Source organism: Agromyces fucosus, assembly GCF_004134865.1.
GTDB classification, from domain to species: domain Bacteria; phylum Actinomycetota; class Actinomycetes; order Actinomycetales; family Microbacteriaceae; genus Agromyces; species Agromyces fucosus.
This window is the reverse complement of sequence record NZ_SDPO01000004.1, coordinates 528,789-554,690: the sequence shown is the minus strand read 5'-3', so window position 1 is coordinate 554,690 and position 25,902 is coordinate 528,789. Positions and strand designations below refer to the sequence as shown.

Here is a 25,902-nt window from a genome sequence, read left to right as displayed (position 1 = left end):
CACCGAGACATGTCGGGAATCGAGACCACCGGTTCGAAACGCCTCGTACTCGTGTCGGGGCGGGCGCACCCGTCGCTGGCCAACGAGATCGCGGCCGAGCTCGGCGCGGAGCTCGTGCCGACCGATGCGCGCACCTTCGCCAACGGCGAGATCTACGCACGCTACGACGAGAGCGTGCGCGGTTCCGACGCCTTCGTGATCCAGTCGCACACCTCGCCCATCAACGAGTGGCTCATGGAGCAGCTCATCATGATCGATGCGCTCAAGCGCGCATCGGCCAAGCGCATCACGGTCGTCGCGCCGTTCTACCCCTACGCCCGCCAAGACAAGAAGGGCCGTGGCCGCGAGCCGATCTCGGCACGACTCGTCGCCGATCTCTTCAAGGCCGCCGGTGCCGACCGCATCATGTCGATCGACCTGCACGCCGCGCAGATCCAGGGCTTCTTCGACGGCCCGGTCGACCACCTCTTCGCGATGCCGGTGCTGCTCGAGGAGTTCAAGAACTCGCTCGACCCGTCGACGCTGACGGTCGTCTCGCCCGACATGGGCCGGGTGCGCGTCGCCGACATCTGGAGCGACAAGCTCGGCGCGCCGCTCGCCATCATCCACAAGCGCCGCGACCCGCTCGTGCCGAACCAGGTCTCGGTGCACGAGATCATCGGCCCGGTCGAGGGTCGCGTCTGCCTCCTCGTCGACGACCTCATCGACACCGGCCGAACGATCGTGAAGGCCGCAGAGGCGCTGAAGGCGGCGGGCGCCATCGGCGTCGTGGTCGCGGCGACGCACGCGGTCTTCTCCAACCCCGCGACCGAGATCCTGCAGTCCGACGTCATCGACCGCGTCGTCGTCACCGACACGCTGCCGGTGCCCGAAGACAAGCGCTGGGACCGCCTCACGGTGCTGCCGATCGCGCCGCTCCTCGCCCGGGCGATCCACGAGGTCTTCGAAGACGGCTCGGTCACGAGCATGTTCGACGGCGCGGCGTAAGGCGCAGCGATGGAGATCACGACCCCTCGCCCCTGGCTCTCGAGCTACGCGGAGGGGGTTCCGGCCGACCTCCCCGTCGAGACGGGCTCGCTCGCCGACCTCATCCGCACCTCCGTCGAGACCTATCCCGACAACGCGGCACTCGAGTTCTTCGGCCGAACCACGAACTACGCCGAGCTCGGCGAGCAGATCGAGCGCGCGGCCGAGGGGCTGCGCCTGCTCGGCGTGCAGAAGGGCGACCCCGTCGCGCTCGTGCTGCCGAACTGCCCGCAGCACATCGTCGCGTTCTATGCGGTGCTCCGCCTCGGTGCGATCGTCGTCGAGCACAACCCGCTCTACACGCCGCGTGAACTCCGCCACCAGTTCGAGGATCACGGCGCTCGCGTCGTCATCGCCTGGAACAACGTCGTCGAGACCATCCAGGACTTCCCGCCGGATGTCGCGGTGCAGACGATCATCTCGGTCGACGTGACCCGGGCGATGCCCTTCACGATGCGCGCGATGCTGCGCCTGCCGATCGCGAAGGCCCGCGAGTCCCGCAGCGCGCTCACGACGGCCGTGCGCGGCACGACGCCGTGGGAGAAGATCGTCGGGGCCGAACCGATCGATGCCCACATCATCGGGCCCGAGGTCTCCGACGTCGCCGTGATCCAGTACACGAGCGGCACGACCGGCAGTCCGAAGGGCGCGACCCTCACGCACGGCAACCTCGGTGCCAACGCGGCCCAGGCGCGCGCGTGGGTGCCCGAGATCGAGCGCGGCACCGCCGTCGTGTACGCGGTGCTGCCGATGTTCCACGCCTACGGGCTCACGCTCTGCCTCACCTTCGCGATGAGCATGGGCGCCCGCCTCGTGCTCTTCCCGAAGTTCGACCCCGACCTCGTGCTCAAGGTCGTGAAGAAGCATCCGCCGACGTTCCTGCCCGCCGTGCCGCCGATCTACGACCGGCTCACGAAGGCCGCGGTCGCCGAGGGCGTCTCGCTCGACGGCATCCGCATCGCCATCTCGGGCGCCATGCCGCTCTCGGCGGCGGTCGTCGAGCCCTGGGAGGCCGAGACCGGCGGATACCTCGTCGAGGGCTACGGCCTCTCGGAGTGCTCGCCGGTGCTCATGGCGAACCCCGTGGCACCGAACCGCAAGGCCGGCACGGTCGGCCTCCCGCTGCCCTCGACCGAGGTGCGCGTCGTCGACCCAGAGTCGCCCGGCACCGATGTCGCGACGGGCGCTGAGGGCGAGCTCATCGTGCGCGGCCCGCAGGTGTTCTCGGGCTACTGGAAGAAGCCCGAAGAGACCGAGGCCGTCTTCGTGCCCGCGACCGACGGCGGTGCCGACTGGTACCGCACGGGCGACATCGTCGCGATCGACGACGAGGGCTTCGTGCGCATCGTCGACCGCATCAAGGAGCTCGTCATCACGGGCGGCTTCAACGTCGCGCCGAGCGAGGTCGAGGAGGCGCTGCGCGCGCACCCCGACGTCGAGGACGCCGCCGTCGTCGGACTGCCCGACGAGCACACTGGCGAGCAGGTCGTCGCGGTGGTGGTGCTCCGCGACGGAGCCGTGCTCGACGAGTCCGCGCTCCGCGACTTCGCCCGCGCCGGTCTCACGCCGTACAAGGTGCCGAAGCGCGTCGTGCAGGTCGACGAGCTGCCGAAGTCCCTCATCGGCAAGGTGCTGCGCCGCGAGGTGCGCAACAGCCTGCTGAACGGCTGAGCGGGGCCGCCGTGTCGTTCCTCTCCGCCGAGACCGCCCGCGCGCTCGCCGAGCTCGTGGCACTCGATGCGCTGCACGGGAGCTCGGCAGGCTCGACCCGCAGAGACGACGACGAGACGGATGCCGAGCCGCTCGAGCGGCTCCGAGGCATCCGCTCGCTCGTCGCCGCGCTCGAAGCCGACGCGGCGTCGCTCGCTGCGGTGCGCGAGGCCATGGCCGCCGGTCGCACGTGGGACGAGATCGCGGATGCCGCGGGCCTCAGCCCGTCGGCGGCGAAGTACCGCTGGGCCGGCGATGACGACGAGATCGCGGCGCGGCACGAGGCGAGCCGCAAGCGCAAGCGCGAGCGCCCGTCGAGCGTGCCGACCGAACTGCCCGGCCTCTCGGTCTCCGAAGCGGCGGCGAAGCTCGGCGTGACGCCGCAGGCGATCTACCAGCGCGTCACGCGCGGGCTGCTCCGCGCCGAGACGGTCGAGCTCGCCGACGGCCGCAAGTACAAGCGGGTCTTCCCCGACGAAGGCGGCACCCCCGCGCCCGCAGCGGGCTGACTCAGGCGACGGGTTCGAGGAACTCGAGACGGTTGCCGTGGCAGTCCTCGCTGTAGAACCGTCGCATGCCCGGGAAGTCGTCGTCGAAACGCACGGGGTACCCAGCGCTTCGGAGCCGGCCCGCCCACTCGTCGAGGTCGGCGACGAGGAGCCCGGGATGGGCCTTCGTCGCCGGGCGGAAGTCGGGGTCGACGCCCAGGTGCAGCTCGATGGCGTGGCCGCGGAACCAACACCCGCCGCGCCCGGCGAGCACCGGAGGCTTCTCGAGCTCGGCGAACCCCAGCACTCCGGCGTAGAAGTCGCGCAGCGCGGCCTCGCTGCCCGGGGGACAGGTGAGTTGGACGTGATGCAGCATGCGCGACCCTCCGAAGTATCTCGATGGCAAGATACCTCGAGGTGGAGCCTCGGCGCCATCCGGGCCGCAAGGAGGGACGCAGAGGGCTCAGACGTCGCGTTCGGCGGGATCGATCGGCCGGGGCGCGCCCGGCAGCAGTCCGAGCTCGGCGATGAGGGTCTCGGTGCCGTTCTCGCCGACCGCGAAGCACTGCCAGCCCGGCCCGCCGCGGGCGAAGAGGTCGAACGAGACGCGGGCGCCCGCGGCATCCGTGTCGAACTGCGCCGCGTACACCGCGCAGGAGCGCTGCGCGGCCGACTGGGCGGTACCGAAGACCGAGAGCACGATCGGAAGCAGCATCGCGCAGAGCGCCACGATCACCGTGATGCGGATGGCACGCCGCCGCCGGTCGCCGTAGACGGGACCCCGAGGGTCGTCGTCGTCGGCGCCGTGCAGCTCGGGATGCGGCTCGCTCACACGGTGCCCTCGGCGAAGATCGAGGCGATGCCGCCCGCACTCGCGAGCAGCGTCGCCGCCGCCACGCCCATGAGCGCACCGCGCGGCGGCGTGATGACGAGGCGCTGCCCCGCGAGCTGCCGTCGCCGTACCGTGCCGATCGCGACGGCGGCACCGGATGCCGCGAACAGCACCACCCCCACGGCGACGAGCAGCGGCTGACCGGCCACGAACCCCGCACGCATCGACAGCAGCGCGTTGACCGCGAGCGCGAGGGCCGTGCGGCTCCACGCGAGCGCGGTGCGCTCGGGCTGGAGCCCGGGGTCGCCCGTCGCGGGAACGCTGTACGCGGCCATGTCAGTCGTCCATCGTCACGCCACGAGGAGCAGCACCACGAGCACGGCACTCGTCAGGAGGCAGACCGCCGCGAGGGCGGGCAGCACCCAGCTGAACGGGAGCGGACGGCCGTTCCGGATGGCGATCTCGTTGCCGCGCCACCGGGTGTACGACACGACGCTCAGCACTGCGGCGACGACGCCGAGCCCCGTCGAGAGCAGCGTCACGACGAGGCGCGGGTCGAGCTCCGTCGCGAACTGGTGCAGCAGCACGCCGCCCGCGAGGAGCGCGAGCGCCGTTCGGATCCATGCGAGGAAGGTGCGTTCGTTGGCGAGGGTGAACCGGTAGTCGGGTTCCTCGCCCTCGTCACGCCATTTCGGGTCGCGCATGGCCGGCCGTCTCAGTTCCAGCCGCCTCAGTGCGAGGAGGGCGTCGTCTCGATCTCCGAGTGGTCGCCCGACCAGAGCGTGTGGAACACGCCCTCCTTGTCGATCCGCTTGTAGGTGTGCGCACCGAAGAAGTCGCGCTGGCCCTGGATGAGCGCGGCGGGCAGGCGCTGTGCGCGGAGCCCGTCGTAGTAGGCGAGCGACGACGAGAACGCGGGCGTCGGGATGCCGGACTGCGCCGCGATCGCGACGACCCGGCGCCAGGCCTCCTGCGCTCCCGCGACGGCGTCGCGGAAGTACGGGGCGACGACGAGCGCGACGAGCGCGGGGTCGTCGGCGTAGGCGTCGGCGATGCGGTTCAGGAACCGGGCGCGGATGATGCATCCGGCGCGCCAGATCTTCGCGATGTCGCCCTTCTTGACGTCCCAGCCGTACTGCTCGGCGCCGGCGATGATCTCGTCGAAGCCCTGCGAGTAGGCGATGATCTTCGAGGCGTAGAGCGCGAGGCGCACGTCTTCGATGAACGCGTCGGCGTCGCCGTCGGCGACCGTCCACGCCTGGGCGGGGCCGGGCAGGTCGGATGCCGCCTCGCGCTGTGCGCGCTTCGAGGAGAGGCTGCGGGCGAAGACGGCCTCGGCGATGCCGGAGGTCGGGACGCCGAGGTCGAGCGCGTTCTGCACGGTCCACGCGCCGGTGCCCTTGGCGCCGGCCTCGTCGAGGATGACGTCGACGAGCGGCCGGCCGGTCGAGGCATCCGTCTGGCGCAGCACCTCGGCGGTGATCTCGATGAGGTAGCTCTCGAGCTCGCCGGTGTTCCACTCGGCGAAGATGTCGGCGATCTCGGCGGGCGACTTGCCCGTGCCCTGGCGGATGAGGTCGTAGGCCTCGGCGATGAGCTGCATGTCGGCGTACTCGATGCCGTTGTGCACCATCTTCACGAAGTGGCCGGCGCCGTCGGTGCCGACGTGCGTGACGCACGGCTCGCCCTCGGCGATCGCGGCGATCGACGCGAGGATCGGGCCGAGGGTCTCGTACGACTCCGCGGAGCCGCCGGGCATGATCGAGGGGCCGTTCAGCGCGCCCTCTTCACCGCCCGAGATGCCGGTGCCGACGAAGTGGATGCCGGTGGGGGCGATCTCGCCCTCGCGGCGGATCGTGTCGTGGAAGTTCGCGTTGCCGCCGTCGACGATGATGTCGCCCGGCTCGAAGCGCGCGACGAGTTCGGAGATGACCGCGTCGGTGCCCTTGCCGGCCTGCACCATGATGATCGCCGTGCGCGGCTTCGCGAGCGATGCCACGAAGTCGTCGTAGCCTTCGGAGGCGACGAATCCTGCCTCGGGGTGTTCGCTCGTCAGCGTGCGCGTGCGCTCGGGGGAGCGGTTGAACACCGCGACCGTGTTGCCTTCACGGCTCGCCAGGTTGCGGGCGAGGTTCGACCCCATGACCGCGAGTCCGACGACGCCGATGTTTGCTGATGCTGATGCAGGCACGAACACTCTCCTCGTGAGTTTCTTGGGATCGACTCCAGCGTACTGTGAGCGAGGCTCACCGTTGCGCGACGTTGCTGAGAGGTCGGCGTCGGTGCGGCGTCGGTGGTTCCGAGAGGGGTCGCGCGGTGCGCACCGGCGGGGCTGGTAGACTTCATGGTCGGTCATGTGCGCCTCTGGTGCGGTGGCCGTGAACTTCGGCGAGGGACGCCCTGGTTCGTCCGCGAGAGCGGGCGCGACGGGTATCCGTGATCGACGCGGTAGGAGCAGGCTCCACGGCTTTTCCTCACGCTCTGCGCAGTCCGACTGCGCGCGTTCGAGTCGAGAACAACAGACAACGATCTGGGCCGCGAGCCCGCAAGGAGAGACATCATGGACGAAGACAACAAGGTCGTCGCAGACACCCGCGAGTCGTTCGGCAAGGGCGCTGCCCGCAAGCTGCGCGCCACCGGCAAGATCCCCGCCGTCGTGTACGGCCACGGCACCGAGCCGCGCCACATCGCGCTGCCGTCGCACCAGATCGGCCTGATCCTGCGCAAGGCCAACGCCGTGCTCGACCTGCAGATCGATGGCAAGAGCCAGCTCGCCCTCGTCAAGGACGTGCAGAAGGACCCGGTGCACCAGGTCATCGAGCACCTCGACCTCATCGTCATCAAGAAGGGCGAGAAGGTTCAGGTCGAGGTTCCCGTGCACGTCGAGGGTGAGACCGCGCCCGGCACGATCGCCGACCTCGATCAGCACACGCTGTCGCTCGAGGCGGAGGCCACGCACATCCCCGAGAACGTGGTCGTGAACGTCGAGGGCCTCGAAGAGGGCACGCAGATCCTCGCGGGCGCCGTCGAGCTGCCCAAGGGCGCCACGCTGCTCTCCGACCCCGAGGCGCTCGTCATCAACGTGCACACGCCGCAGAAGGTCGACCTCGGCGAGGAGGCCGCTGAGGCCGAGGCCGAGGGCGAGGCGACCGAGGAAGCAGCCGAGGCTGCTACCGAAGAGGCTGCCGAGTAGCACTCGCACCACCGCGACGGGGCCCCGCCTCCCGCATCCGGGTACGCTCGGATTGCGGGGCGCGGGGCCCCGCCCGTTCCACGCCGCACCGATTCACCCCGCACCCGGAGGTCCGATGGGAATCCTCGACCTGCTGCGCCCGCGCCGGAAGGACGACGCCATGCCCCAGAACACCTGGCTGGTGGTCGGCCTCGGCAATCCGGGCGCCCAGTACGCCGGCAACCGGCACAACGTCGGCCAGATGGTCGCCGACGAGCTCGCCGAGCGCATCGGCGCGCCCTTCAAGAGCCACAAGACTCCGTCGCGCGTGGCAGAGGGCTTCCTCCGCCCCGGCGGACCGAAGCTCGTGATCGCCAAGCCCAACAGCTACATGAACACCTCGGGCGGGCCGGTCTCCGCGCTCCTGAAGTTCTATTCGCTGAGCCCAGAGCAGCTCATCGTCGTGCACGATGAGCTCGACCTGCCGTTCGACACCGTCCGCCTCAAGCAGGGCGGCGGCCACGGCGGCCACAACGGTCTCCGCGACATCCAGAAGGCGACGGATGCCGCGCCGTTCCTGCGCGTCCGCGTCGGCATCGGCCGCCCGCCCGGTCGTCAGGACCCGGCCGACTTCGTGCTCAAGGACTTCTCGGGTGCCGAGCGGGCGACCCTGCCGAACCTGCTGTCGGATGCCGCGGACGCGGTCGAGGCCGTCGCGAGCGACGGCCTCGTGGCGGCGCAGCAGAAGTTCCACGCGCCGAGCTAGGTAGGCCTGGCGGACCCGCGTCAGTCGCAGGACCTGGCGGGCGACTCGACGACGCTGATCGTGGTGATCGGCTGCCCCTCGACATTCGCGGTCATGGTGACCGTCAGCTCCCCAGCGGGGAGCTCCGTCACCCGCGTGCTGAACGCGTGGAAGGCATTGTCGCCCGGCTGAACATCGGGGAACGACTTCGTCCCGAATGCGGATTCGTACGTGATCGACACGGGCGCGTCGGAGAGGTTCGGCGTCTTGACCGCCAGCACGGCCTTCCCGCCCGCGCATCGGCTCGACACCGAGGCGTTCACCTCGAGCGGTTCCACGGCCGGTCGAGCGAGTTCGGACATCATGGCCGCCTGCCATTGGCGCGCCATCCATCCATAGCCGGCGGCGTCGGGGTGGAGCGTGTCGACGAACCCGCCGGTGTAGCCCGTGTTCAGGTCGACCAGGTGCACCTTCTCGCCGGCGGCGGCCGCCTCCGCGACGAGTTCGGCGATCATGGCGTTGTAGGCGGCGACCCGGCGGTTCTCGGCCGACGTGGACGCGTTGTTGTAGGGCGTGACCGCCCCGGCGAAGATGTCGGCGTCGGGAAGCATCGTGGTGAGCTTGTCGAGCAGGTCGCGGTAGTGCCGGCGCGCCACGTTGCCGTCGGCGTCGGTCTGCTGGTCCCAGTTCAGCCGGAACAGGTCGTTGGCACCGACGAGCAGGAGGACGACGTCGGGGGAAAGCGCGGCGCGCGGTCCGTAGGTGAAGCTTCCCCGGCCGGGCACCGAGTACGTCAGGGGCGCGTCCAGGCCGGTGAGCCAGTGGCCTCCGTGGGGATCGCGGTCGGTGCCGCCGTACTGCGCGAACGTCTCGGTCGCCAGGCCGTCGAGGTTGCGCTCGATGTCCCAGGTGGAGAACGATGAGTGCCCGCCGTGGTTCTGCTGCTCGGCGGGCAGCGTTCCGGGCCCGACCCGAGAGTCGCCGACGAAGCGGAACCCGGGAGCCACCGGGGCGAGCAGGGAGGCCAACGCGCCCCGGTAGCCCGCCGGCGCGGAGCCGCCGAAGGTGATCGAGTCGCCGCTGGGATAGACCTGCAGGTCGTCGGGAAGGCCGGGGCCGAATGGGAAGAGCTCGACGCTTCCCGCCAGGACGTCGATACCCTCGCTCGAGGCGTTCGCCCCGACGATCCGGAGGACGCCGGTTCCGGTCTTCGTCACGCGCCCCGTGCCCGACAGCGGTGCGTTGAGCGTCACGGTGTGGTCTCCGGTGTCGATCGTCAGACCGGTCTCTGGGATCGTCAGGGCGGCACCGTCGATGCGGGCATCGGCGGTGACGTCGATCGTGCCGATCTCGAGCGCCCCGGCGCCGGCGTGCGTCACGGCGCCCGACAGCGCCGCGCGTTCGAGATGGAGAGGTGCCACCGTGGTCAGCGTCGTGTCGGCCGCGATCGTTACGGCGCCCGTGAAGTGCAGCGCACCGGGGGCGGCGGCATCGCCGAACGTCGTGCTCGCCGTCAGGTCGACGGCATTGTCGAACGCTCGCGGTGCGGTGCCCGTGGAGGTCAGCGTGCCCGCCAGCACGACGGGGCCGCTTCCGAAGGCGTCGTCCTGACCGGTGCGCACGATGCCGCGGGTGCTCGTGAACCCGCCCGTGAACGTGTTCGATCCTCCGAGCACGAGCGTGCCCGCACCGACGGCGGAGCGGCTCACCCCGAACGCACCGGAGATCTGCCCGCTGATCGTGCCGGTCGACGAGCTTCCGATGGTCGCGTTCCCGGTCAGTGCGACCGGGCCGGTCAGCGCGCTGCCCTCGTCGAGACGGAGGGCGCCCCGGTTCTCGCTGTTCCCGTCGCCCTCGACCTGCAGGGAAGTGGCCAGGGAGCTGCCCGAGAGGTAGAGCGATGCGTCGTTCGCCACGACGAACGACGCGAGTGCGCCCTGCGTGGAGCTCGCCCCGATGACGGCCAGCTTGCCGGCCCCGGTCGTGCGGACCTCGACCGCGCGAGCGGACAGGTTCCCCAGCGCACCCTCGAGCACCGTGGTGCCTTCGCCGCTGACGGACACCGAGCCCGCCGCCACGAGGTCGCCGCCGATGCCGACGCGGCTGACGACGCCCGGTCCGGGGGCGAAGCGGGCGTCGCTGTCGGGCTGCCAGGCTCGCGAGGCGGTGCCGTCGTTCCAGGTGATCCCCGAGAGGTTCCATGTGCCGTTGCCGCTCGTCGTGGTCGGCCCGTCTGTGCCATCGGTGTCCCAGGTGAGCAGACCTGTCGCCGCGAGGGAGGGGATCATCAGCGTGGAGAGCAGGCGCGTGAGTCGCACGGATGATCCCTTCGTCGGAAACAGTGTTCACGACCATAGATCCAATAGGATCGTCCCCGCAAGGGCTGATCACCGTGCAGTGCCGGGTCGAGCTCGCCGGTCAGATCAGCCGGCGGAGGAACTCCTCGGGCGACAGCCCCTCGGCCTGCGCGCGAAGGCGGAGCCGGTCGATCTCCTCGGTCGACAGCTCGAGGGTGACGCTGTGCCACGCCTCGGGCGCTTCTTCGAGGCTGAAGAGGGCGTCGTCGACTTCGGGCTCGCCGAGCACGAGGTCCGGCGTTCCCAGGTCGACCGGCTCGGGCAGGTCTTCGGACATCGCGGCGTCCACGGTGGGTGCGACCGCAACCGTCGTCGCCCCGCCGTCTTCGCAGTCCGCGCTCCATCCGGGACCCGTCGGGATCTCTCGTCCGCGCTGATACGCCTCGGCGACGGCGCGAGCGCGGAGGTCGGCCGCCTCGTTGAGCGCGTGGCCGATGTGGCCCTTGACCCACTCGAATCGGTAGCGCCGGCCAGCGATGGCCTCGTCGATCTCCTGCAGGAGCTCGACGTTCATGACGGCCTTGCCGTCGGCCTTGCGCCAGCCCTTGCGCTTCCAGCCGGGCATCCACTTCGTCACGGAGTTGATCACGTACTGGCTGTCGCACTGCACGAGCAGCTCGTCGTCGAGGTGGGCCGTGGCCCGGAAGAGCTCGAGTACGGCCTTCAGCTCGCCCTGGTTGTTGGTCGCGTGCTTCCAGCCGCCGGCCGCCCAGCACGAGTCGTCGACGTACCAGGCCCAGCCTGCAGGGCCCGGGTTCCCGAGGGCGGATCCGTCGGCGGCGGCGGTGATCATGCGGAGGGCCTCCTGGCGTTTCGACTGCGGCGCCCATCGTATCGGCCGGCACCGACGCGGCGCGGTTCTGCAACCCGTGGGAGGGGTGTCGGATGCGCCGCGTAGACTCGACGGGTGAACCTCCAGGGCTTTCTCACGGCGCTTTCGCGTGCCGAAACCATCGATGCGGCACTCGCCGAAGCCCAGCGGAACGCAGACTTCTCGGCACCCGCGGGCCTCGACGCCCCGCTGATCGCGGGCCTGCTCCAGCGCCGAGCCGACGCCGGCCTGCCGCCGGCCCTGCTCGCCGTCACCGCGACGAGTCGCGAGGGCGAGTCGCTGCGAGCCTCACTCGCGCCGTACCTCCCCGACGCCGAGCTCATCGAGTTCCCCGCCTGGGAGACCCTGCCGCACGAGCGGCTGAGCCCCTCGGCCGAGACGGTGGGTCGCCGTCTCCATGCCATCAGGCGCATGCACGATTGGGCGGCAGAGGGGTCGCGGCATCCGCTCGTCGTCGTCGCGTCGGTGCGAGCGGCGCTGCAGCCCCTCGCCGACAATCTCGCGTCGCTCGACCCCGTCGAACTCGTCGCCGGCGGGCGCGGCTACAACCTCGCCGAACTCGCGGTGCGACTCGTCGACCTCGCATATGCGCGAGTCGACATGGTGGCGCGACGCGGTGAGTTCGCGGTGCGCGGCGGCATCCTCGACGTCTTCCCGCCCACGGCCGACCACCCCGTGCGCGTCGAGTTCTTCGGCGACGAGGTCGAAGAACTCCGTGCGTTCTCGGTCGCCGACCAGCGTTCGCTGCCCGATGTCGTCGAGCGCGTGTCGCTCCCGCCGAGCCGCGAGCTGCTGCTCACCGAGCCGGTGCGGCAGCGCGCACGCGAGATGGTGCACGAGTTCCCGAGCCTCGCGGGCCTCCTCGAGAAGGTCTCCGAGGGCATTCCCGTCGAGGGCATGGAGTCGCTCGCGCCCGCCCTGCTCGAACGACTGGTGCCGCTCGCGCACTACCTGCCGCAGGGCGCCGCCGTCGCCGTGCTCGAGCCCGAGCGGGTGGCCGGTCGGGCCGTCAACCTCGGCGAGACGAACCGGGAGTTCCTCGCCGCCGCGTGGAATGCCGCGACCGCCGGGGCCGCCGCCCCGATCGACCTCGCGGCGGGCGACTTCCTGACCGTGCGCGAGCTTCGCGACGCCGTGCTGTTCAGCACCCCGGGCCAGCCCGATCCGCAGCGCGTGTGGTGGAACTTCTCGGGCTTCGACATGGGCGACGCCGCCGAGGTCGTCGCCGCGGCCGGCGGAGGCGCAGCCGGCGGGGAGGCCGAGTCGCAGCTGACGAGCGCCACCACGACCGTGCGAGTCGTCGCCAACGCGATGCCGAGCTTCCAGGGCAACGTGGCCGGGGCCGTCGACCACGCCGCCGAGCGCCTGCGCGACGGGTGGACGCTCGTCGTGGCATCCGCCGGTCACGGCCTCGTCGAGCGCGCACGCGACGTGCTCGCCGAGGCCGGCCTCGCGGCCCGGCTCGTCGACGACGTGCCCGCCGAACTCGAACCCGGTGTCGCATACCTCGTGCAGGCCGACGCCGCTCACGGCTACGAGGTGCCGGGGGTCAAGCTCGGGCTGCTCGCCGAGTCCGAGTTCTACGGCCGTGCCGCCGGCTACGACGCACGCCAGGGCAAGAAGCTCGCGAGCCGGCGCCGCAACGTCGTCGACCCGCTGCAGCTGAAGGCCGGCGACTTCGTCGTGCACCAGACGCACGGCATCGGCAAGTTCATCGAGATGGTGCAGCGCGAGGTCGCGACGGGCGCGCGGCCGACCGGTCCGAGCCGCACCGCGGGCATCCAGCAGCAACCGACCGCGGTGCGCGAGTACCTCGTCATCGAGTACGCGCCGTCGAAGCGCGGGCACGCGGGAGACCGGCTCTTCGTGCCGACCGACCAGCTCGACCTGCTCTCGCGGTATGTGGGCGGCGAGGCGCCGTCGCTCTCCAAGATGGGCGGCAGCGACTGGGCGCAGGCCAAGGGCAAGGCGCGCAAGGCCGTGCGCGACATCGCCGTCTCGCTCGTGAAGCTCTACTCGGCCCGCATGGCGTCGAAGGGTCACGCGTTCGGCCCCGACACCCCATGGCAGCACGAGCTCGAGGAGGCGTTCCCGTTCACCGAGACGCCCGACCAGCTGCAGACGATCGACGAGGTCAAGGCCGACATGGAACGGTCGATCCCGATGGACCGCCTGCTCGCCGGCGACGTCGGCTTCGGCAAGACCGAGGTCGCGGTGCGCGCCGCCTTCAAGGCGATCCAGGAGGGCAAGCAGGTCGCGATGCTCGTGCCGACGACGCTCCTCGTCAAGCAGCACCTCGAGACGTTCACCGAGCGCTACGCGGGCTTCCCCGTGCACGTGCGCGCCCTCAGCCGGTTCCAGTCCGACAAGGAGGCGCGCGACACGATCGCCGGGCTCGCCGACGGCACCGTCGACATGGTCATCGGCACGCACCGCATCCTCACCGAGAAGGTGACGTTCAAAGACGTCGGCCTCGTCATCATCGACGAGGAGCAGCGATTCGGCGTCGAGCACAAGGACGCGCTGAAGAAGCTGAAGACCAACGTCGACATCCTCGCGATGAGCGCGACGCCGATCCCGCGATCGCTCGAGATGGCGGTCACCGGCATCCGCGAGATGTCGACGCTCGCGACCCCGCCCGAAGACCGTCACCCCATCCTCACCTTCGTGGGGCCGTACTCCGACCAGCAGGTGGCCGCGGCGATCCGTCGCGAGATGCTCCGCGAGGGCCAGGTGTTCTTCGTGCACAACCGGGTGTCGTCGATCAACCGGGTCGCGGCGCAGCTCGCCGAGCTCGTGCCGGAGGCGCGCATCGCCGTCGCCCACGGACAGCTCAACGAGCACGTGCTCGAGCAGATCGTGAACGACTTCTGGGAGCGCAAGTTCGACGTGTTGGTCTCGACGACCATCATCGAGACCGGCCTCGACATCACGAATGCGAACACGATCATCATCGACCGGGCCGACAAGTACGGGCTCAGCCAGCTGCACCAGCTGCGCGGTCGGGTCGGTCGAGGCCGCGAGCGCGCCTACGGCTACTTCCTCTACGACCCGGCGAAGCCGCTCTCCGAGACCGCGCACGACCGGCTCTCGACGATCGCCGCCAACAACGAGCTCGGCAGCGGCATGCAGGTCGCCCTGAAAGACCTCGAGATCCGCGGCGCGGGCAACCTGCTCGGCGCCGAGCAGGCGGGCCACATCGCGGGCGTCGGCTTCGACCTCTACCTCCGCATGATCGGCGAGGCCGTCTCGGCGTTCCGCGGCGACGTCGCCACCGGTCAGACCGAGCTGCGGCTCGAGCTGCCCGTCGATGCGCACATCCCCGAGGACTACGTCGACTCCGAGCGGCTGCGGCTCGAGGCCTACCAGAAACTGTCGGCCGCGAGCGGTCCGGCCGCGAAGGACGGCCAGATCGACCAGGTCGTCGACGAACTCGTCGACCGCTACGGCGAGCCGCCCGAGCAGGTCAAGCACCTCGTGGCGATCTCCCGGCTCCGCCGCGAGGCGCAGCGGGCAGGCCTCTCCGACGTCATCGCGACCGGATCGAAGCTCCGCATCGCGCCCGCGAACATCCCCGACTCGCGCCGCGTGCGCCTCGAGCGCATGTACCCGGGCGCCAAGCACTTCGCCCAGAACGACGTGATCCTCGTGCCGTTCCCCGTCACGAACGGCGAGCTGCCGAGCGACGCCGACCTCATCGACTGGGTGTCGCGACTCATCATCGCGATCTTCCCGATTCCCGAGGCTCCGGCGACGGATGCCGCGGGGCAGGCGTCCACCGCCGCTCCTGGCAGCTGACTCCGCCGTGGCGTCCGGCTGCCGCCACAGGATCGGAGATCGGCGCGATCTCGGATCCGAGCCGCCCGCGGATCCGAACCTGCGCAGAGCTCCGAGATCGTGGTGAAGCAGCTCGACAGGGCCGTCGGCTAGACCTTCAGGTGGCCCCACTCGGCGAGGAACTCCTCGACCGACATCTGCTCGAGGTCGGTGTTGATCGCCCGCAGCAGGGCATCGGCCTCGTCGAGCGATCCGGCGCGCGTGCGGATCACCGGAGCATCGGTACTCGTGCGCAGCACGACGAGATCGGCGACCGACGGCCCACCGAGACCCGTCGCCTCGCCCGCGATGAGCAGTGCGGCGTGCCACGCCTTGCCGAGCCCGCGACGGCGGATCTCGTGCAGCTCGGCGCGAAGGAATCGGGCGGCGGGCGTGCGGTCGCTCATCCATCCAGTCTGGTGCATCGCCCCGCCCCCCGCTCACCCACCACAGGCCACGGTCCGCCACAGGCCACAGGCCACAGGCCACAGGCCACAGGCCACAGGCCACGGGCCACAGGCCACGGTCCACCACAGGCCACGGTCCGCCACAGGCCACAGGCCACAGGCCACGGTCTGCCACACGATCGGAGATCCGCACAGCTTCGGACCCGAACCGTCGGATGGCTCCGAGATTGCGCAGATGTCCGTGCGAGCGCGGGTCGGCTCAGCGCGAGAACGCCCCGCCGACGCCGGCGTGGCCGCCGTGCCGCTTGTAGTGGCGCGAGCGCAGACTCACGACGATCGCCGAGACGACGATCGCGATGCCCGAGCCGAGCAGCACGGCGAGGGTGCCCTCGTCGGCGACCTCGGGCAGCCCGACGAACGCCAACTCGTTCATGAGCAGCGACACCGTGAAGCCGATGCCGCCGAGCGCACCGATGACGAAGAGGTCGCCGAGCGTCAGCGGGGTGCCCGTTCGCCGACGCACGACGAGCGCACCGAGGCCGCCCGCGAGCATGATGCCCACGATCTTGCCGACCGGCAGCCCGATGAGGATGCCCCAGAACGCGGGGTCGAGCTCGCTCGGCTGCACCTGCGGCACGGCGACCATCGCCGCCGAGAACGCGAAGAGCGGCAGGATCACGCCGTTCGACCACGGCTCGAGGGTGTGCACCGCCCGCCCGCCGGGACGGCGGGCCATGACGAGGCCGAGGGCTACGCCCGCGATCGTCGCGTGCACCCCCGACTGGTAGACGAAGTACCACGCGAGCACGCCGAGCACGATCAGCACGACCACGATCGGCCACTGCGGCTTTCGCGAGAGGATCCACGCCGAGCGCGGCTTCATGATGCGGCTCACGGCGCCGAACAGGGCGATGGCGATGCCCGCGAAGCCGAGCGAGGCGAGGTCGGCGTCGGCGGTGAAGAAGAAGGCGATGATCAGGATCGCGATGAGGTCGTCGAGCACGGCGAGGGCGAGGAGGAACACCCGCACTCGTGTCGGGATCCAAGTGCCGAACATCGCGAGCACCCCGAGGGCGAAGGCGATGTCGGTCGCGGTGGGGATGGGCCATCCGTCGACCGTCTCGGTGCCGGCCGTGAAGGCGAAGAAGATGAGGGCGGGCACGACGACCCCGCCGACCGCGGCGATCGCCGGCAGCAGGGCCTTCGACAGGCTGTTGAGCTCGCCGATGACGAGTTCGCGCTTCAGCTCGACCGCGACGATGAAGAAGAAGATCGCGAGCAGTCCGTCGCTGATCCAGTGGCCGGTCGAGAGGTCGAGGCCGAGCCAGGGCAGGTCGATGTGCTCGTTCTTGAGGTCGATGAGCGCCGGCCCGAACGAGAGGTTCGCGACCAGGAGGCCCAGCACGGCGGCGATGAGGAGGAGGGCGGCGGCCCATCGCTCGGAGCGGAGGAAGTTCATATCGGACTCCTGGAAGTCGCGTGCACGAGCTGCGTGGGAAGCGCGTGCGACAAGGCGGAACAGTGACGACGGTCTCCCGTCGGCCGACCAGACTTCCCGGCGCTCCTCGTGGCAGTCTACGGGCGACGGGCATTCCACCCGGGCGGCGCGCCTGCGCTGGGCCCTCCACGCCTACGCTGGTGCGGTGCAACTCTCGCTCTGGGCGACGCTCCTCGCCGCGTGCTTCGTCATCAGCTTCACCCCGGGCGCGGGCGCGATCAACACGATGGGCAACTCCCTGAACGTGGGCTTCCGGCGCTCGATCTGGGGCATCCTCGGCCAGCAGGCCGCCCTCATCGTGCACATCCTGATCGTCGCCGCCGGCCTCGGCGTCCTCGTCGCGGGGTCGCCCATCGCGTTCGAGGTGATCCGGTACGCGGGAGCCGCGTACCTCGTGTACCTCGGCATCCGGCAACTGCTCGCGAAGCCGCAGCCGCCGGCCGCCGCTGACGACGGCCGCGCGGAGGACGGCGAGGGCGACGCCGACGGCGTCGACACGAACGAAGGCGAACCGGATGACGCGCGGCAGGCGCCAGCCGGGAGCGCGGAGTCGCGCTGGTCGATGTTCCGCAGGGGCCTCTGGGTGAATCTCCTGAATCCGAAGGCGATCGTCTTCTTCCTCGCCTTCCTGCCGCAGTTCATCCGTCCCGAGCTGCCGCTCCTGCCGCAATACCTGATCGTCGGGCTGACGGTCGTGGTGGTCGACGTGATCGTGATGTGGGGCTTCTTCGCGGTGGCGGCGCACGGCCTGCGGAGGTTCACCCGTTCGGTGCGCGGCCAGCGCGTGCTGAACAGCGTCTTCGGATCGCTGTTCATCGGGGTGGGCGTGCTCCTCGCCGTCGTGCACTGAGGCCCGCTCGGAGGGCCGATCCGAACGACGCGTTTCCGACCGACGCCACCTAGGCTGCCGGTATGAGCGCAGCGCACCCCGGACTGGACGAACTCATCGACACGGTGGCTCTCCTCCGTGCACCGGGCGGGTGCCCATGGGATGCGGACCAGACCCACGAGAGCCTCGTGCAGTACCTCGTGGAGGAGAGCTGGGAACTCATCGACGCGATCGAGTCGGGCAGTCGCGAAGAGATGATCGAGGAGCTCGGCGACGTGCTCTACCAAGTGCTCTTCCACGCCGACCTCGCCGCCCATACCGACGGCGAGCGCTTCGACATCGACGACGTCGCCCGTCACATGACGGCCAAGATGGTGTCGCGGCATCCGCATGTCTTCGGCGATCGAGAGGCCGAGACCGCAGCCGACGTGGTCGCCTTCTGGGACGACCTGAAGGCCGATGAGAAGCCGCACCGCACGAGCGTGCTCGACGGCATCCCGCGCGGCATGCCGGCGCTCGCGCTCGCGCAGAAGGTGCTCGGCAAGGCCGAGAAGGTGGGCGTGACGGATGCCTCGGCGCTCGCCTCGCCCGCGACGGAGGACGAGCTCGGCCGACAGTTGCTCGGCCTCGTGGCATCCGCCCGTTCGCAGGGCCTCGACGCCGAACGGGCATTGCGCACCGCCGTGCGCGCCCTCGAGGATGAGGTGCGCGGCGCCGAGGCGTCGCGCACCGGCTGACGCGCCGACGCGACGCTCGCGGATGCCTCGGCGCAGGCGTACCGTCGGACGGAACCCGACTCCCGAGGGAGGACGCATGGGCATCGAGGACTGGCGGCTCGAGGAGTTCTTCGACGCGTACGGCGAGGCGCAGCGCGACTTCGACGCCGATGCCACCGCGCGGCTCTGGGGGCTGCCGGGCATGGTGATCACCGACGACTTCGCGGGCGCGCTCGAGAGCCGCGCCGACATGGCGGCCGGGCTCTCGTCGTCGTATCCGCTCTATCGCCGGCTCGGCTTCGCGGGGATCGTGCCCGAGCTGCGGGCGGTGAGCTCGCTCACCGACGTGCTGTCGCTGGTGCGCGTGCGCTGGAGCTACCTCGACGCGGACGACGAGCTGATCGTCACGAGCGACGTCGAGTACCTCGTGCGCGACGATGCCGACGGGCTCCGCATCTACGTCGCGGTCGGCATCGACGAGGCCGACGCGCTGCGGAGGGCGGCGGCGGCGAAGGGGATCGAGCTCGACGCAGGCTGAGCCGACCCGTCGCCTCAAGCGCAGTGGCCGACGCCCGCGTGCTGGAAGAATGGTCGCCATGGCTGCATCCGTCACCCCTCCGCGCGGCATGCGCGACTTCCTCCCGGCCGAGAAGGCCCGTCGCGAGCACGCACTCGGCGTGATCCGCGGGGTGTACGCGGCGCACGGCTTCGACGAGATCGAGACGCCCGTGATGGAGGACTCGTCGCGCCTCCACGCCGGTCTCGGCGGCGACAACGAGAAGCTCGCCTTCGCCGTCATGAAGCGCGCACTCAGCGCCGACGACCTCGCGCGAGCCGCGGCATCCGGCGACGCGCTCTCGCTCGCCGACCTCGGCTTGCGCTACGACCTCACGGTGCCGCTCGCCCGGTTCTACGCGACGCACCGGGCTGCGCTCCCGCCCGTGTTCCGCTCGATCCAGATCGCGCCGGTGTGGCGCGCCGAGCGCCCGCAGAAGGGCCGTTACCGCCAGTTCGTGCAGTGCGACATCGACATCATCGGCGAGGCGGGCTCGCTCGCCGAGCTCGAACTGCTCACCGCGACCGTCGCGACGCTCGACGCGCTCGGCCTCTCGGGGTGCACGGTCCGTCTCAACGACCGGCGCATCCTCGCCGGCATCCTCGGCTCGTGGGGCGTGCCCGACGAACTGCGCGAGCGAGCACTCATCACGATCGACAAGCTCGACAAGATCGGCACCGGGGGAGTAGCGGCCGAGCTCGCCGAGCTCGGCATCGTCACGGGCGATGCGGATGTCGCGGCCGAGCTCGAGGCGCTCACGAATGCCGACTGGCACCTCGCCGACGGCGTCGTTCCGCCGCCGAGCTGGCTCGACCGCGACGCCTACGCCGACCTGCTCGCGCTGCGCGCAGCGCTGCCCGACGCGGCCATCGAGTTCGATCCCACCCTCGTGCGCGGCATGGGCTACTACACGGGCACGATCTTCGAGATCGCGCACCCCGACTACGGCTACTCGCTCGGCGGCGGCGGCCGGTACGACGGCATGATCGGCCGCTTCCTCGGCCAGGAGGTGCCCGCGTGCGGCTTCTCGATCGGCTTCGAGCGCATCGTCGACCTGCTCGCCGTGCGCGACGAGGAGCGCCCGCGCGCGGTCGTGCTCGTCTACGACGCGGATGTCCCGGCCGGGCGCCTGCTCGCGCTGAAGCAGGAGCTCGTGGCATCCGGTGCTCGTGTGCGTCTCGAGCGCCGCGTGAAGAACCTGCGCGCCCTGCTCGACCGGGTGACCGCCGACGGATTCGACGCCTTCGCGCAGGTCGGCGCCGAGACGACGGATGCCGCGTCGCTCGCGTTCCGCGAGCTGGGCGAGTAGCTCTCGCGCCGCAAGCACGAGACATCCTCGACCTCTAGACTGGCTGGCGGATCACGACGGGGTCATCCGCTGCATACCCACCCATCACAGAGGAGTTCACTGTGGCAATCATCGAAGCTGTAGGCGCACGCGAGATTCTCGACTCGCGCGGCAACCCGACCGTCGAGGTCGAGGTGCTGCTCGACGACGGCTCGCTGGCCCGCGCCGCGGTGCCCTCGGGCGCATCGACCGGTGCCTTCGAGGCGTACGAGCTGCGCGACGGCGACAACGACCGCTACCTCGGCAAGGGCGTGCAGAAGGCCGTCGACGCCGTGCTCGACGACCTCGGCCCCGCCATCGAAGACCTCGACGCCGCCGACCAGCGCCTCGTCGACGCCGCCCTCATCGAGGCCGACGGCACCGACAACAAGAGCCGGCTCGGCGCCAACGCCATCCTCGGCGTGAGCCTCGCGGTCGCGAAGGCCGCGGCCGACTCGGCCGACCTGCCGCTCTTCCGCTACCTCGGCGGCCCGAACGCCCACGTGCTGCCCGTGCCGATGATGAACATCATCAACGGCGGTGCGCACGCCGACACCGGCGTCGACATCCAGGAGTTCATGGTGCTGCCGATCGGCGCGCCGAGCTACTCCGAGGGGCTCCGCTGGGGCGTCGAGACCTACCACGCGCTGAAGAGCCTGCTGAAGGCCAAGGGCCTCTCGACCGGCCTCGGCGACGAGGGCGGCTTCGCTCCCGACTTCGCGCACAACCGCGCGGCGCTCGACTTCATCTCCGAGGCGATCGAGAAGGCCGGCTTCACGCTCGGCACCGACCTCGCGCTCGGCCTCGATGTCGCGGCGAGCGAGTTCTACGAGAACGGCGTCTACAAGTTCGAGGGCAAGGACCGCACGTCGGCCGAGATGAACGCGTACTACGCCGAGCTCGCCGCCGCGTACCCGCTCGTGTCGATCGAGGACCCGCTCGACGAGTCCGACTGGGACGGATGGGCCGCCCTCACCGCCGAGCTCGGCACGAAGCTGCAGCTCGTCGGCGACGACCTCTTCGTCACCAACCCGAAGCGCCTCGCCGAGGGCATCGCGAAGAAGACCGGCAACTCGATCCTCGTCAAGGTGAACCAGATCGGCACCCTGACCGAGACCCTCGACGCCGTGACCCTCGCGCAGCGCTCGGGCTACACCGCCGTCATGTCGCACCGTTCTGGTGAGACCGAGGACACGACGATCGCCGACCTCGCCGTCGCGACCGACTGCGGTCAGATCAAGACGGGCGCGCCCGCCCGGAGCGAGCGGGTCGCCAAGTACAATCAGCTTCTGAGGATCGAAGAGGAACTCGGTGAGGCCGCGGTGTACGCCGGCCGCACGGCGTTCCCCCGCTACACGGCCTGAGCAGCATCGCATGTGACGGGGGCGGCCGAGTGGCCGCCCCCGTCACGCGTATCCGGGTGGCATGACGAGGAGGGGCGATGCGAGACGACACCGGTCGCTCCGGCCGCGTTCCCAAGCGTCCGACCGTGCCCACCCCGAAGCCCGCTGCGAAGCGCGGCGCGACGCCTGCCGCCGGCTCGAAGGCGTCGACCGCGAAGCCGGACACCGCGAAGTCGACCTCCGCGAAGTCGACCTCCGCGAAGTCGACCTCCGCGAAGTCGACCTCCGCGAAGGCGTCCTCCGCGAAGGCGTCCTCGGCGAAGCCGAGTGCATCCGCGAAGGTCGCCTCCGGCACGGGCAGGAAGCCCTCGGCGCCCGCGGCCGGTCGGAGTCCCGACCAGCAGGGCGCCGCCGCCCGTTCGGGCTGGCTCAGCGGCATCCGATTCTCAGGTTTCTCCCTCATCATGATGGGAGTACTCGTGCTCGCCGTCGTGGTGCTCGCGCCGACGATCGCGGCGTTCGCACAGCAGCGGCAGCAGATCGCCGAGCTCCGCGCCGCCGTCTCCGCACAGGAGGAGGAGGTCCAGCGCCTGCGCGCCGAGCGCGAGCGCTGGAACGACGACACGTTCATCGTGACCCAGGCGCGCGAGCGCCTGTACTACGTGATGCCGGGCGAGGTGAGCTACCTCGTCATCGACGACCGAACGGCAGCGGCGAAGGCGGATGCCACGGCCGAGGTCTCGGCCGACGTGACCGAATCGAAGGGCGACTGGATGACCACCCTGCTCGACTCGGTGTTCACCGCGGGCCTCGCCCCCGACGCGGTGCCGCCGACCGACCCGGCCACCGATCCCACGACCCCGCCGCCCGCCGCCCCACCCGCCGAGGAGACCCGATGACCCGCCCGCCCTTCGAACCGGTGAGCGAGCGCGACGTGCGCATCGTCTCGGCGCAGCTCGGACGCCCGGCGCGCGACGTCGTCGGCATCGCGGCGCGCTGCGTGTGCGGCGCTCCCACGGTCGTCGCCACGGCGCCGCGCCTGACCGACGGCACGCCGTTCCCGACCTTCTACTACCTCTCGCACCCGACGGCGACCGCCGCGATGTCGTTCCTCGAGGCCGCCCAGCTCATGGTCGAGTGCACCGAACTCCTGGCTGCCGACGCCGACGTCGCCGAGGCCTACGGCCGCGCCCATCGCGACTACCTCGCCGACCGCGAGTCGATCGCCGTCGTGCCCGAGCTCGCCGGAATCTCCGCGGGCGGCATGCCCACGCGCGTGAAGTGCCTGCACGCGCTCGTCGCGCATTCGCTCGCCGCCGGCCCCGGGGTGAACCCGATGGGCGACATCGCGCTCGAGCGCTCGACCTGGTCGCCCGACGTCTGCCGCTGTCCCGACTACGGCGTCGACGAGGCGCCCTCGCTCGAGACCGCCGAGGAGCCCATCGAGTGAACCCGTCGACGCGCCCGCACCGCTCCGAACGCGCCTCGCGTTCCGGGCGATCCGGTCGCGCCCGCCGCCCGCTGGCGTTCGTCGTGCGCGCCACCGCGACGCTCGCGGCGGCGACGATGCTCGCGCTCGCGGGAGCCGGGGCCGCGCGAGCCGACCTCGTGCGCGACTACGAGTACTGGCTCGCCGACTACGGCTTCACGACGGCGTGGAACACCACGAAGGGCGACGGCGTCACGGTCGCCGTCATCGACACGGGCGTCAACGGCAACGTCGCCGAGCTCCGCGGCACCGTCGTCGGCGGCACGGATGTCTCGGGCCTCGGCACCCCCGACGGCCAGACGCCCGTCGGGGACGACGACACCCACGGCACCATGGTCGCGGGCTTGCTCGCCGGTCGCGGCACGGGGGAGGGCAGCGGGGTCATCGGCACGGCGCCCGAGGCCGACCTGCTCACGGTCTCGGTGGCATTCGGCCAGGACACGGGCGCTGCGAAGTCGAACGACGACCAGATCGCCGAGGCGGTGCGATGGGCGGTCGACAACGGCGCCGACGTCATCAATATGTCGCTCACGCGCAACACCCCCGATTGGCCCGAGAGCTGGGACGACGCGTTCATGTACGCCTTCGACCACGATGTCGTCATCGTCGCGGCCGCGGGCAACCGGGGCAGCGGCACGAGCCAGGTCGGGGCGCCCGCCACGATTCCCGGCGTGCTGACCGTCGCCGGTGTCGACAAGGCCAAGAACGCGAGCCTCGACGCGAGTTCGCAGGGCATCACGATCGCGGTGGCCGCACCCAGCGAAGACCTCGTCGGCGTGCTGCCCGACGGCAGCCACGTGCAGTGGGACGGCACGAGCGGTGCCGCCCCGATCGTGACCGGCCTCGTCGCGCTGATCCGCTCCGAATACCCCGACCTCGACGCGGCGAACGTCATCAACCGACTCATCACGACGGCAGACCCCAACGGCCAGACGGTGCCGAGTGCCCTCTACGGGTACGGCCTCATCGATCCGGTGGCCGCGCTCGAGTCGAATGTCCCGAAGGTGGACGAGAATCCGCTCGGCAGCCTGGCCGACTGGATCACGCTGCATCGGCGTGCCGAGGTCGAGGCGCCCGATGAGGGCAGCAGCGTCGACCAGCCCATCGTGCCGATCGCCGACCCGCCGTTGCCTCGATCCGACGGTGCGCAGACGCTCCTTCCGACCCAGTGGACGCTGGCCTACATCACGGTGCCGCTCTCACTGGTCGCAGGGTTTGGTACGCTAGCAGCGCTGTTGGGCATCGGCGCCACTCGGCATACCAAGCGGACTGTCCGCATTCGCGAGCAGTGATCGCACGCAAATCAGCCCGCACGTCCCAAAACTGAGGAGTCCATTCACCGTGCCCAAGATTCTCATCGTCGGCGGTGGCTATGCGGGGTTCTACACGGCGTGGAAGCTCGAGAAGTGGTTGCGCGCCGGCGAGGCAGAGGTCACGATCGTCGACCCGCTGCCGTACATGACGTACCAGCCCTTCCTTCCCGAGGTCGCTGCAGGGTCGATCGAGCCCCGCCACTCGGTGGTCGCGCAGCGTCGCCACCTGAAGAAGACCAACGTGGTGACCGCGAAGGTCACGCACATCGATCACGCGGCCAAGACCGCGACGATCACGCCCGAACTCGGTGAGCCGTGGCAGTTCGACTACGACGTCGTCGTGGTCACCGGCGGCGCCGTGTCGCGCACCTTCCCGATCCCGGGCATCGCCGACAACGCGATCGGCCTGAAGTCGGTCGAAGAGGCCGTCGCGATCCGCGACCGCGTGCTCACGAACTTCGACAAGGCCTCGAACCTCCCCCCGGGCCCCGAGCGTGAGCGCCTGCTCACCTTCGTGGTCGTCGGCGGCGGCTTCGCCGGCATCGAGGTGTTCGCCGAGCTCCGCTCGTTCGCGAGCTCGCTGCTCGAGTACTACCCGCAGCTCACGTTCGACGAGACGCACTTCCACCTCATCGAGGCCATGGGTCGCATCATGCCCGAGGTGTCGCTCGAGACGAGCCACTGGGTCATCAAGCACCTCGCTCAGCGCGGCGCCGAGATCCACCTCGACACGCAGCTCACGAGCGCGGTCGACGGCGTCATCGAGCTGTCGACCGGTGAGAGCTTCGAGACCGACCTCATCGTCTGGACCGCCGGTGTCATGGCGAACCCGGCGATCGTGCGTTCGAGCGACCTCCCCGTCGAGGAGCGCGGCCGCATCAAGACCCGTGCCGACCTGCGCGTCGGCGACGACGACGACTTCGTGGCCGACGCCTGGGCCGCCGGCGACATCGCCGCCGTCCCCGACCTCACCGGCGGCGGCGTCGGCGGCTACTGCGTGCCGAACGCGCAGCACGCCGTGCGTCAGGGCAAGCTGCTCGCGAAGAACATCGTCGCGGTCCTGCGCGGCGAGGAGCCGAAGCAGTACTTCCACAAGAACCTGGGTGCGGTCGCCGGCCTCGGCGTCGGCTCGGGCGTCTTCCAGTCGGGCAAGCTCGCGATCAAGGGCCTCCCGGCCTGGTTCGCGCACCGCGGCTACCACGGTCTGGCGATGCCCAGCTGGGAACGCAAGTTCCGCGTCTTCTGGGGCTGGTGGAACAACTTCTGGCTCGGCCGCGACATCGTCTCGCTGAGCGCCGTTCAGCAGCCGCGCGCCCAGTTCGAGCTGTTCGCCGCTCGTCCGAAGCCGCCGGCCGTCGAGGCGCCCGCGCCCGCTGCCTCACCCGCGAAGTCGGAGAAGCCGGCGAAGCAGGAGGCCGTCGCCGCCAAGTAGCGACGTCCCCTGAC

24 protein-coding genes are annotated in these 25,902 nt (G+C 70.6%); 15 read left to right on the top strand and 9 right to left on the bottom strand.

Going from position 1 to position 25,902, the window contains the following annotated elements:
* The first annotated feature begins 9 nt into the window (after window positions 1-9).
* Genes ESP57_RS18045 through ESP57_RS18035 form a run of 3 tightly spaced genes read left to right on the top strand, consistent with a single transcriptional unit; the run spans window position 10 to window position 3,245 of the window.
* Window positions 10-987, top strand: coding sequence for a ribose-phosphate diphosphokinase (locus ESP57_RS18045; RefSeq protein ID WP_056014800.1), 978 nt, complete (start codon window positions 10-12; stop codon window positions 985-987).
* A gap of 9 nt (window positions 988-996) precedes the next feature.
* Window positions 997-2,697 (top strand): long-chain-fatty-acid--CoA ligase, encoded by a 1,701-nt coding sequence (locus tag ESP57_RS18040; protein WP_129232450.1) that lies wholly within the window; start codon window positions 997-999, stop codon window positions 2,695-2,697.
* Window positions 2,698-2,708: 11 nt separating this feature from the next.
* Window positions 2,709-3,245, top strand: a complete 537-nt coding sequence (locus ESP57_RS18035) for a hypothetical protein (RefSeq protein ID WP_129232449.1) — start codon at window positions 2,709-2,711, stop codon at window positions 3,243-3,245.
* A 1-nt stretch (window position 3,246) separates the two neighbouring features.
* On the opposite strand, the gene ESP57_RS18030 is transcribed toward ESP57_RS18035, so the two are convergent.
* The 5 genes from ESP57_RS18030 to gndA all read right to left on the bottom strand — a co-directional run bounded on the left by ESP57_RS18030 (window position 3,247) and on the right by gndA (window position 6,199).
* Window positions 3,247-3,600 (bottom strand): VOC family protein, encoded by a 354-nt coding sequence (locus tag ESP57_RS18030; protein ID WP_129232448.1) that lies wholly within the window; start codon window positions 3,598-3,600, stop codon window positions 3,247-3,249.
* An 87-nt stretch (window positions 3,601-3,687) separates the two neighbouring features.
* Complete coding sequence (locus ESP57_RS18025) at window positions 3,688-4,056, bottom strand: hypothetical protein (protein WP_056014791.1); 369 nt, start codon at window positions 4,054-4,056, stop codon at window positions 3,688-3,690.
* The gene (locus ESP57_RS18020) at window positions 4,053-4,391 is read right to left on the bottom strand and encodes a DUF202 domain-containing protein (protein ID WP_056014788.1); all 339 of its coding nucleotides are present in this window, start codon (window positions 4,389-4,391) and stop codon (window positions 4,053-4,055) included. Before ESP57_RS18020 ends, ESP57_RS18025 begins: the two co-directional genes overlap by 4 nt.
* A 15-nt stretch (window positions 4,392-4,406) precedes the next feature.
* Window positions 4,407-4,760 carry a YidH family protein gene (locus tag ESP57_RS18015; protein ID WP_056014785.1) on the bottom strand — a complete coding sequence of 118 codons (354 nt, stop codon included), beginning with the start codon at window positions 4,758-4,760 and terminating at the stop codon, window positions 4,407-4,409.
* A 26-nt stretch (window positions 4,761-4,786) separates the two neighbouring features.
* A complete protein-coding gene (gene gndA / locus ESP57_RS18010) occupies window positions 4,787-6,199 on the bottom strand; it encodes an NADP-dependent phosphogluconate dehydrogenase (protein ID WP_243648590.1) in 1,413 nt (470 codons plus the stop codon).
* Window positions 6,200-6,616: 417 nt separating this feature from the next.
* On the opposite strand from gndA, the gene ESP57_RS18005 reads away from it, so the two are divergent.
* Window positions 6,617-7,249: a 50S ribosomal protein L25/general stress protein Ctc gene (locus tag ESP57_RS18005; RefSeq protein WP_207904583.1), complete on the top strand. Its 633-nt coding sequence runs from the start codon at window positions 6,617-6,619 to the stop codon at window positions 7,247-7,249.
* A 160-nt stretch (window positions 7,250-7,409) separates the two neighbouring features.
* Window positions 7,410-7,994: an aminoacyl-tRNA hydrolase gene (gene pth / locus ESP57_RS18000; protein ID WP_056015036.1), complete on the top strand. Its 585-nt coding sequence runs from the start codon at window positions 7,410-7,412 to the stop codon at window positions 7,992-7,994.
* A gap of 20 nt (window positions 7,995-8,014) precedes the next feature.
* Here pth and ESP57_RS17995 read toward each other — a convergent pair whose 3' ends face one another.
* Both ESP57_RS17995 and ESP57_RS17990 read right to left on the bottom strand, forming a co-directional pair.
* Complete coding sequence (locus tag ESP57_RS17995) at window positions 8,015-10,291, bottom strand: GDSL-type esterase/lipase family protein (RefSeq protein ID WP_129232445.1); 2,277 nt, start codon at window positions 10,289-10,291, stop codon at window positions 8,015-8,017.
* 100 nt (window positions 10,292-10,391) lie between these two features.
* Window positions 10,392-11,123: an RNase H family protein gene (locus ESP57_RS17990; protein ID WP_115961821.1), complete on the bottom strand. Its 732-nt coding sequence runs from the start codon at window positions 11,121-11,123 to the stop codon at window positions 10,392-10,394.
* A 114-nt stretch (window positions 11,124-11,237) separates the two neighbouring features.
* Between ESP57_RS17990 and mfd the strand changes: the two genes are divergently transcribed.
* Window positions 11,238-14,960: a transcription-repair coupling factor gene (gene mfd, locus ESP57_RS17985; protein ID WP_056014776.1), complete on the top strand. Its 3,723-nt coding sequence runs from the start codon at window positions 11,238-11,240 to the stop codon at window positions 14,958-14,960.
* Window positions 14,961-15,088: 128 nt separating this feature from the next.
* On the opposite strand, the gene ESP57_RS17980 is transcribed toward mfd, so the two are convergent.
* Both ESP57_RS17980 and ESP57_RS17975 read right to left on the bottom strand, forming a co-directional pair.
* Window positions 15,089-15,385, bottom strand: a complete 297-nt coding sequence (locus ESP57_RS17980) for a hypothetical protein (protein WP_056014772.1) — start codon at window positions 15,383-15,385, stop codon at window positions 15,089-15,091.
* 259 nt (window positions 15,386-15,644) lie between these two features.
* Window positions 15,645-16,844, bottom strand: a complete 1,200-nt coding sequence (locus ESP57_RS17975; RefSeq protein ID WP_129232444.1) for a Na+/H+ antiporter NhaA — start codon at window positions 16,842-16,844, stop codon at window positions 15,645-15,647.
* Between the two features lie 184 nt (window positions 16,845-17,028).
* Between ESP57_RS17975 and ESP57_RS17970 the strand changes: the two genes are divergently transcribed.
* The 9 genes from ESP57_RS17970 to ESP57_RS17930 all read left to right on the top strand — a co-directional run bounded on the left by ESP57_RS17970 (window position 17,029) and on the right by ESP57_RS17930 (window position 25,888).
* Window positions 17,029-17,733, top strand: a complete 705-nt coding sequence (locus ESP57_RS17970) for a LysE family transporter (protein ID WP_243648579.1) — start codon at window positions 17,029-17,031, stop codon at window positions 17,731-17,733.
* A 62-nt stretch (window positions 17,734-17,795) separates the two neighbouring features.
* The gene (locus tag ESP57_RS17965; protein WP_129232442.1) at window positions 17,796-18,449 is read left to right on the top strand and encodes a nucleoside triphosphate pyrophosphohydrolase; all 654 of its coding nucleotides are present in this window, start codon (window positions 17,796-17,798) and stop codon (window positions 18,447-18,449) included.
* A 76-nt stretch (window positions 18,450-18,525) separates the two neighbouring features.
* Entirely contained in the window at window positions 18,526-18,966 is a 441-nt protein-coding gene (locus ESP57_RS17960) for a DUF6841 family protein (protein WP_129232441.1), read from the top strand.
* A 58-nt stretch (window positions 18,967-19,024) separates the two neighbouring features.
* The gene (gene hisS, locus ESP57_RS17955; RefSeq protein ID WP_129232440.1) at window positions 19,025-20,293 is read left to right on the top strand and encodes a histidine--tRNA ligase; all 1,269 of its coding nucleotides are present in this window, start codon (window positions 19,025-19,027) and stop codon (window positions 20,291-20,293) included.
* A 101-nt stretch (window positions 20,294-20,394) separates the two neighbouring features.
* Complete coding sequence (gene eno / locus ESP57_RS17950) at window positions 20,395-21,675, top strand: phosphopyruvate hydratase (RefSeq protein ID WP_115961830.1); 1,281 nt, start codon at window positions 20,395-20,397, stop codon at window positions 21,673-21,675.
* A gap of 77 nt (window positions 21,676-21,752) precedes the next feature.
* Window positions 21,753-22,553 carry an FtsB family cell division protein gene (locus tag ESP57_RS18805; protein WP_243648578.1) on the top strand — a complete coding sequence of 267 codons (801 nt, stop codon included), beginning with the start codon at window positions 21,753-21,755 and terminating at the stop codon, window positions 22,551-22,553.
* Complete coding sequence (locus ESP57_RS17940) at window positions 22,550-23,104, top strand: DUF501 domain-containing protein (RefSeq protein WP_115961833.1); 555 nt, start codon at window positions 22,550-22,552, stop codon at window positions 23,102-23,104. The genes ESP57_RS18805 and ESP57_RS17940 overlap by 4 nt, the downstream gene beginning before the upstream one ends.
* Complete coding sequence (locus ESP57_RS17935) at window positions 23,101-24,435, top strand: S8 family serine peptidase (protein WP_235507809.1); 1,335 nt, start codon at window positions 23,101-23,103, stop codon at window positions 24,433-24,435. Before ESP57_RS17940 ends, ESP57_RS17935 begins: the two co-directional genes overlap by 4 nt.
* A gap of 49 nt (window positions 24,436-24,484) precedes the next feature.
* Window positions 24,485-25,888, top strand: coding sequence for an NAD(P)/FAD-dependent oxidoreductase (locus tag ESP57_RS17930; RefSeq protein WP_056014754.1), 1,404 nt, complete (start codon window positions 24,485-24,487; stop codon window positions 25,886-25,888).
* The last annotated feature ends 14 nt before the right edge of the window (window positions 25,889-25,902 follow it).

Coding starts and splice junctions, on each gene's coding strand:
- ESP57_RS18045 (WP_056014800.1), top strand. CDS start 10: ATGTCGGGAATCGAGACCACCGGTTCGAAACGCCTCGTACTCGTGTCG.
- ESP57_RS18040 (WP_129232450.1), top strand. CDS start 997: ATGGAGATCACGACCCCTCGCCCCTGGCTCTCGAGCTACGCGGAGGGG.
- ESP57_RS18030 (WP_129232448.1), bottom strand. CDS start 3,600: ATGCTGCATCACGTCCAACTCACCTGTCCCCCGGGCAGCGAGGCCGCG.
- ESP57_RS18020 (WP_056014788.1), bottom strand. CDS start 4,391: ATGGCCGCGTACAGCGTTCCCGCGACGGGCGACCCCGGGCTCCAGCCC.
- ESP57_RS18015 (WP_056014785.1), bottom strand. CDS start 4,760: ATGCGCGACCCGAAATGGCGTGACGAGGGCGAGGAACCCGACTACCGG.
- gndA (WP_243648590.1), bottom strand. CDS start 6,199: ATGGGGTCGAACCTCGCCCGCAACCTGGCGAGCCGTGAAGGCAACACG.
- ESP57_RS18005 (WP_207904583.1), top strand. CDS start 6,617: ATGGACGAAGACAACAAGGTCGTCGCAGACACCCGCGAGTCGTTCGGC.
- pth (WP_056015036.1), top strand. CDS start 7,410: ATGCCCCAGAACACCTGGCTGGTGGTCGGCCTCGGCAATCCGGGCGCC.
- ESP57_RS17990 (WP_115961821.1), bottom strand. CDS start 11,123: ATGATCACCGCCGCCGCCGACGGATCCGCCCTCGGGAACCCGGGCCCT.
- ESP57_RS17980 (WP_056014772.1), bottom strand. CDS start 15,385: ATGAGCGACCGCACGCCCGCCGCCCGATTCCTTCGCGCCGAGCTGCAC.
- ESP57_RS17975 (WP_129232444.1), bottom strand. CDS start 16,844: ATGAACTTCCTCCGCTCCGAGCGATGGGCCGCCGCCCTCCTCCTCATC.
- ESP57_RS17965 (WP_129232442.1), top strand. CDS start 17,796: ATGAGCGCAGCGCACCCCGGACTGGACGAACTCATCGACACGGTGGCT.
- ESP57_RS17960 (WP_129232441.1), top strand. CDS start 18,526: ATGGGCATCGAGGACTGGCGGCTCGAGGAGTTCTTCGACGCGTACGGC.
- hisS (WP_129232440.1), top strand. CDS start 19,025: ATGGCTGCATCCGTCACCCCTCCGCGCGGCATGCGCGACTTCCTCCCG.
- ESP57_RS18805 (WP_243648578.1), top strand. CDS start 21,753: ATGCGAGACGACACCGGTCGCTCCGGCCGCGTTCCCAAGCGTCCGACC.
- ESP57_RS17940 (WP_115961833.1), top strand. CDS start 22,550: ATGACCCGCCCGCCCTTCGAACCGGTGAGCGAGCGCGACGTGCGCATC.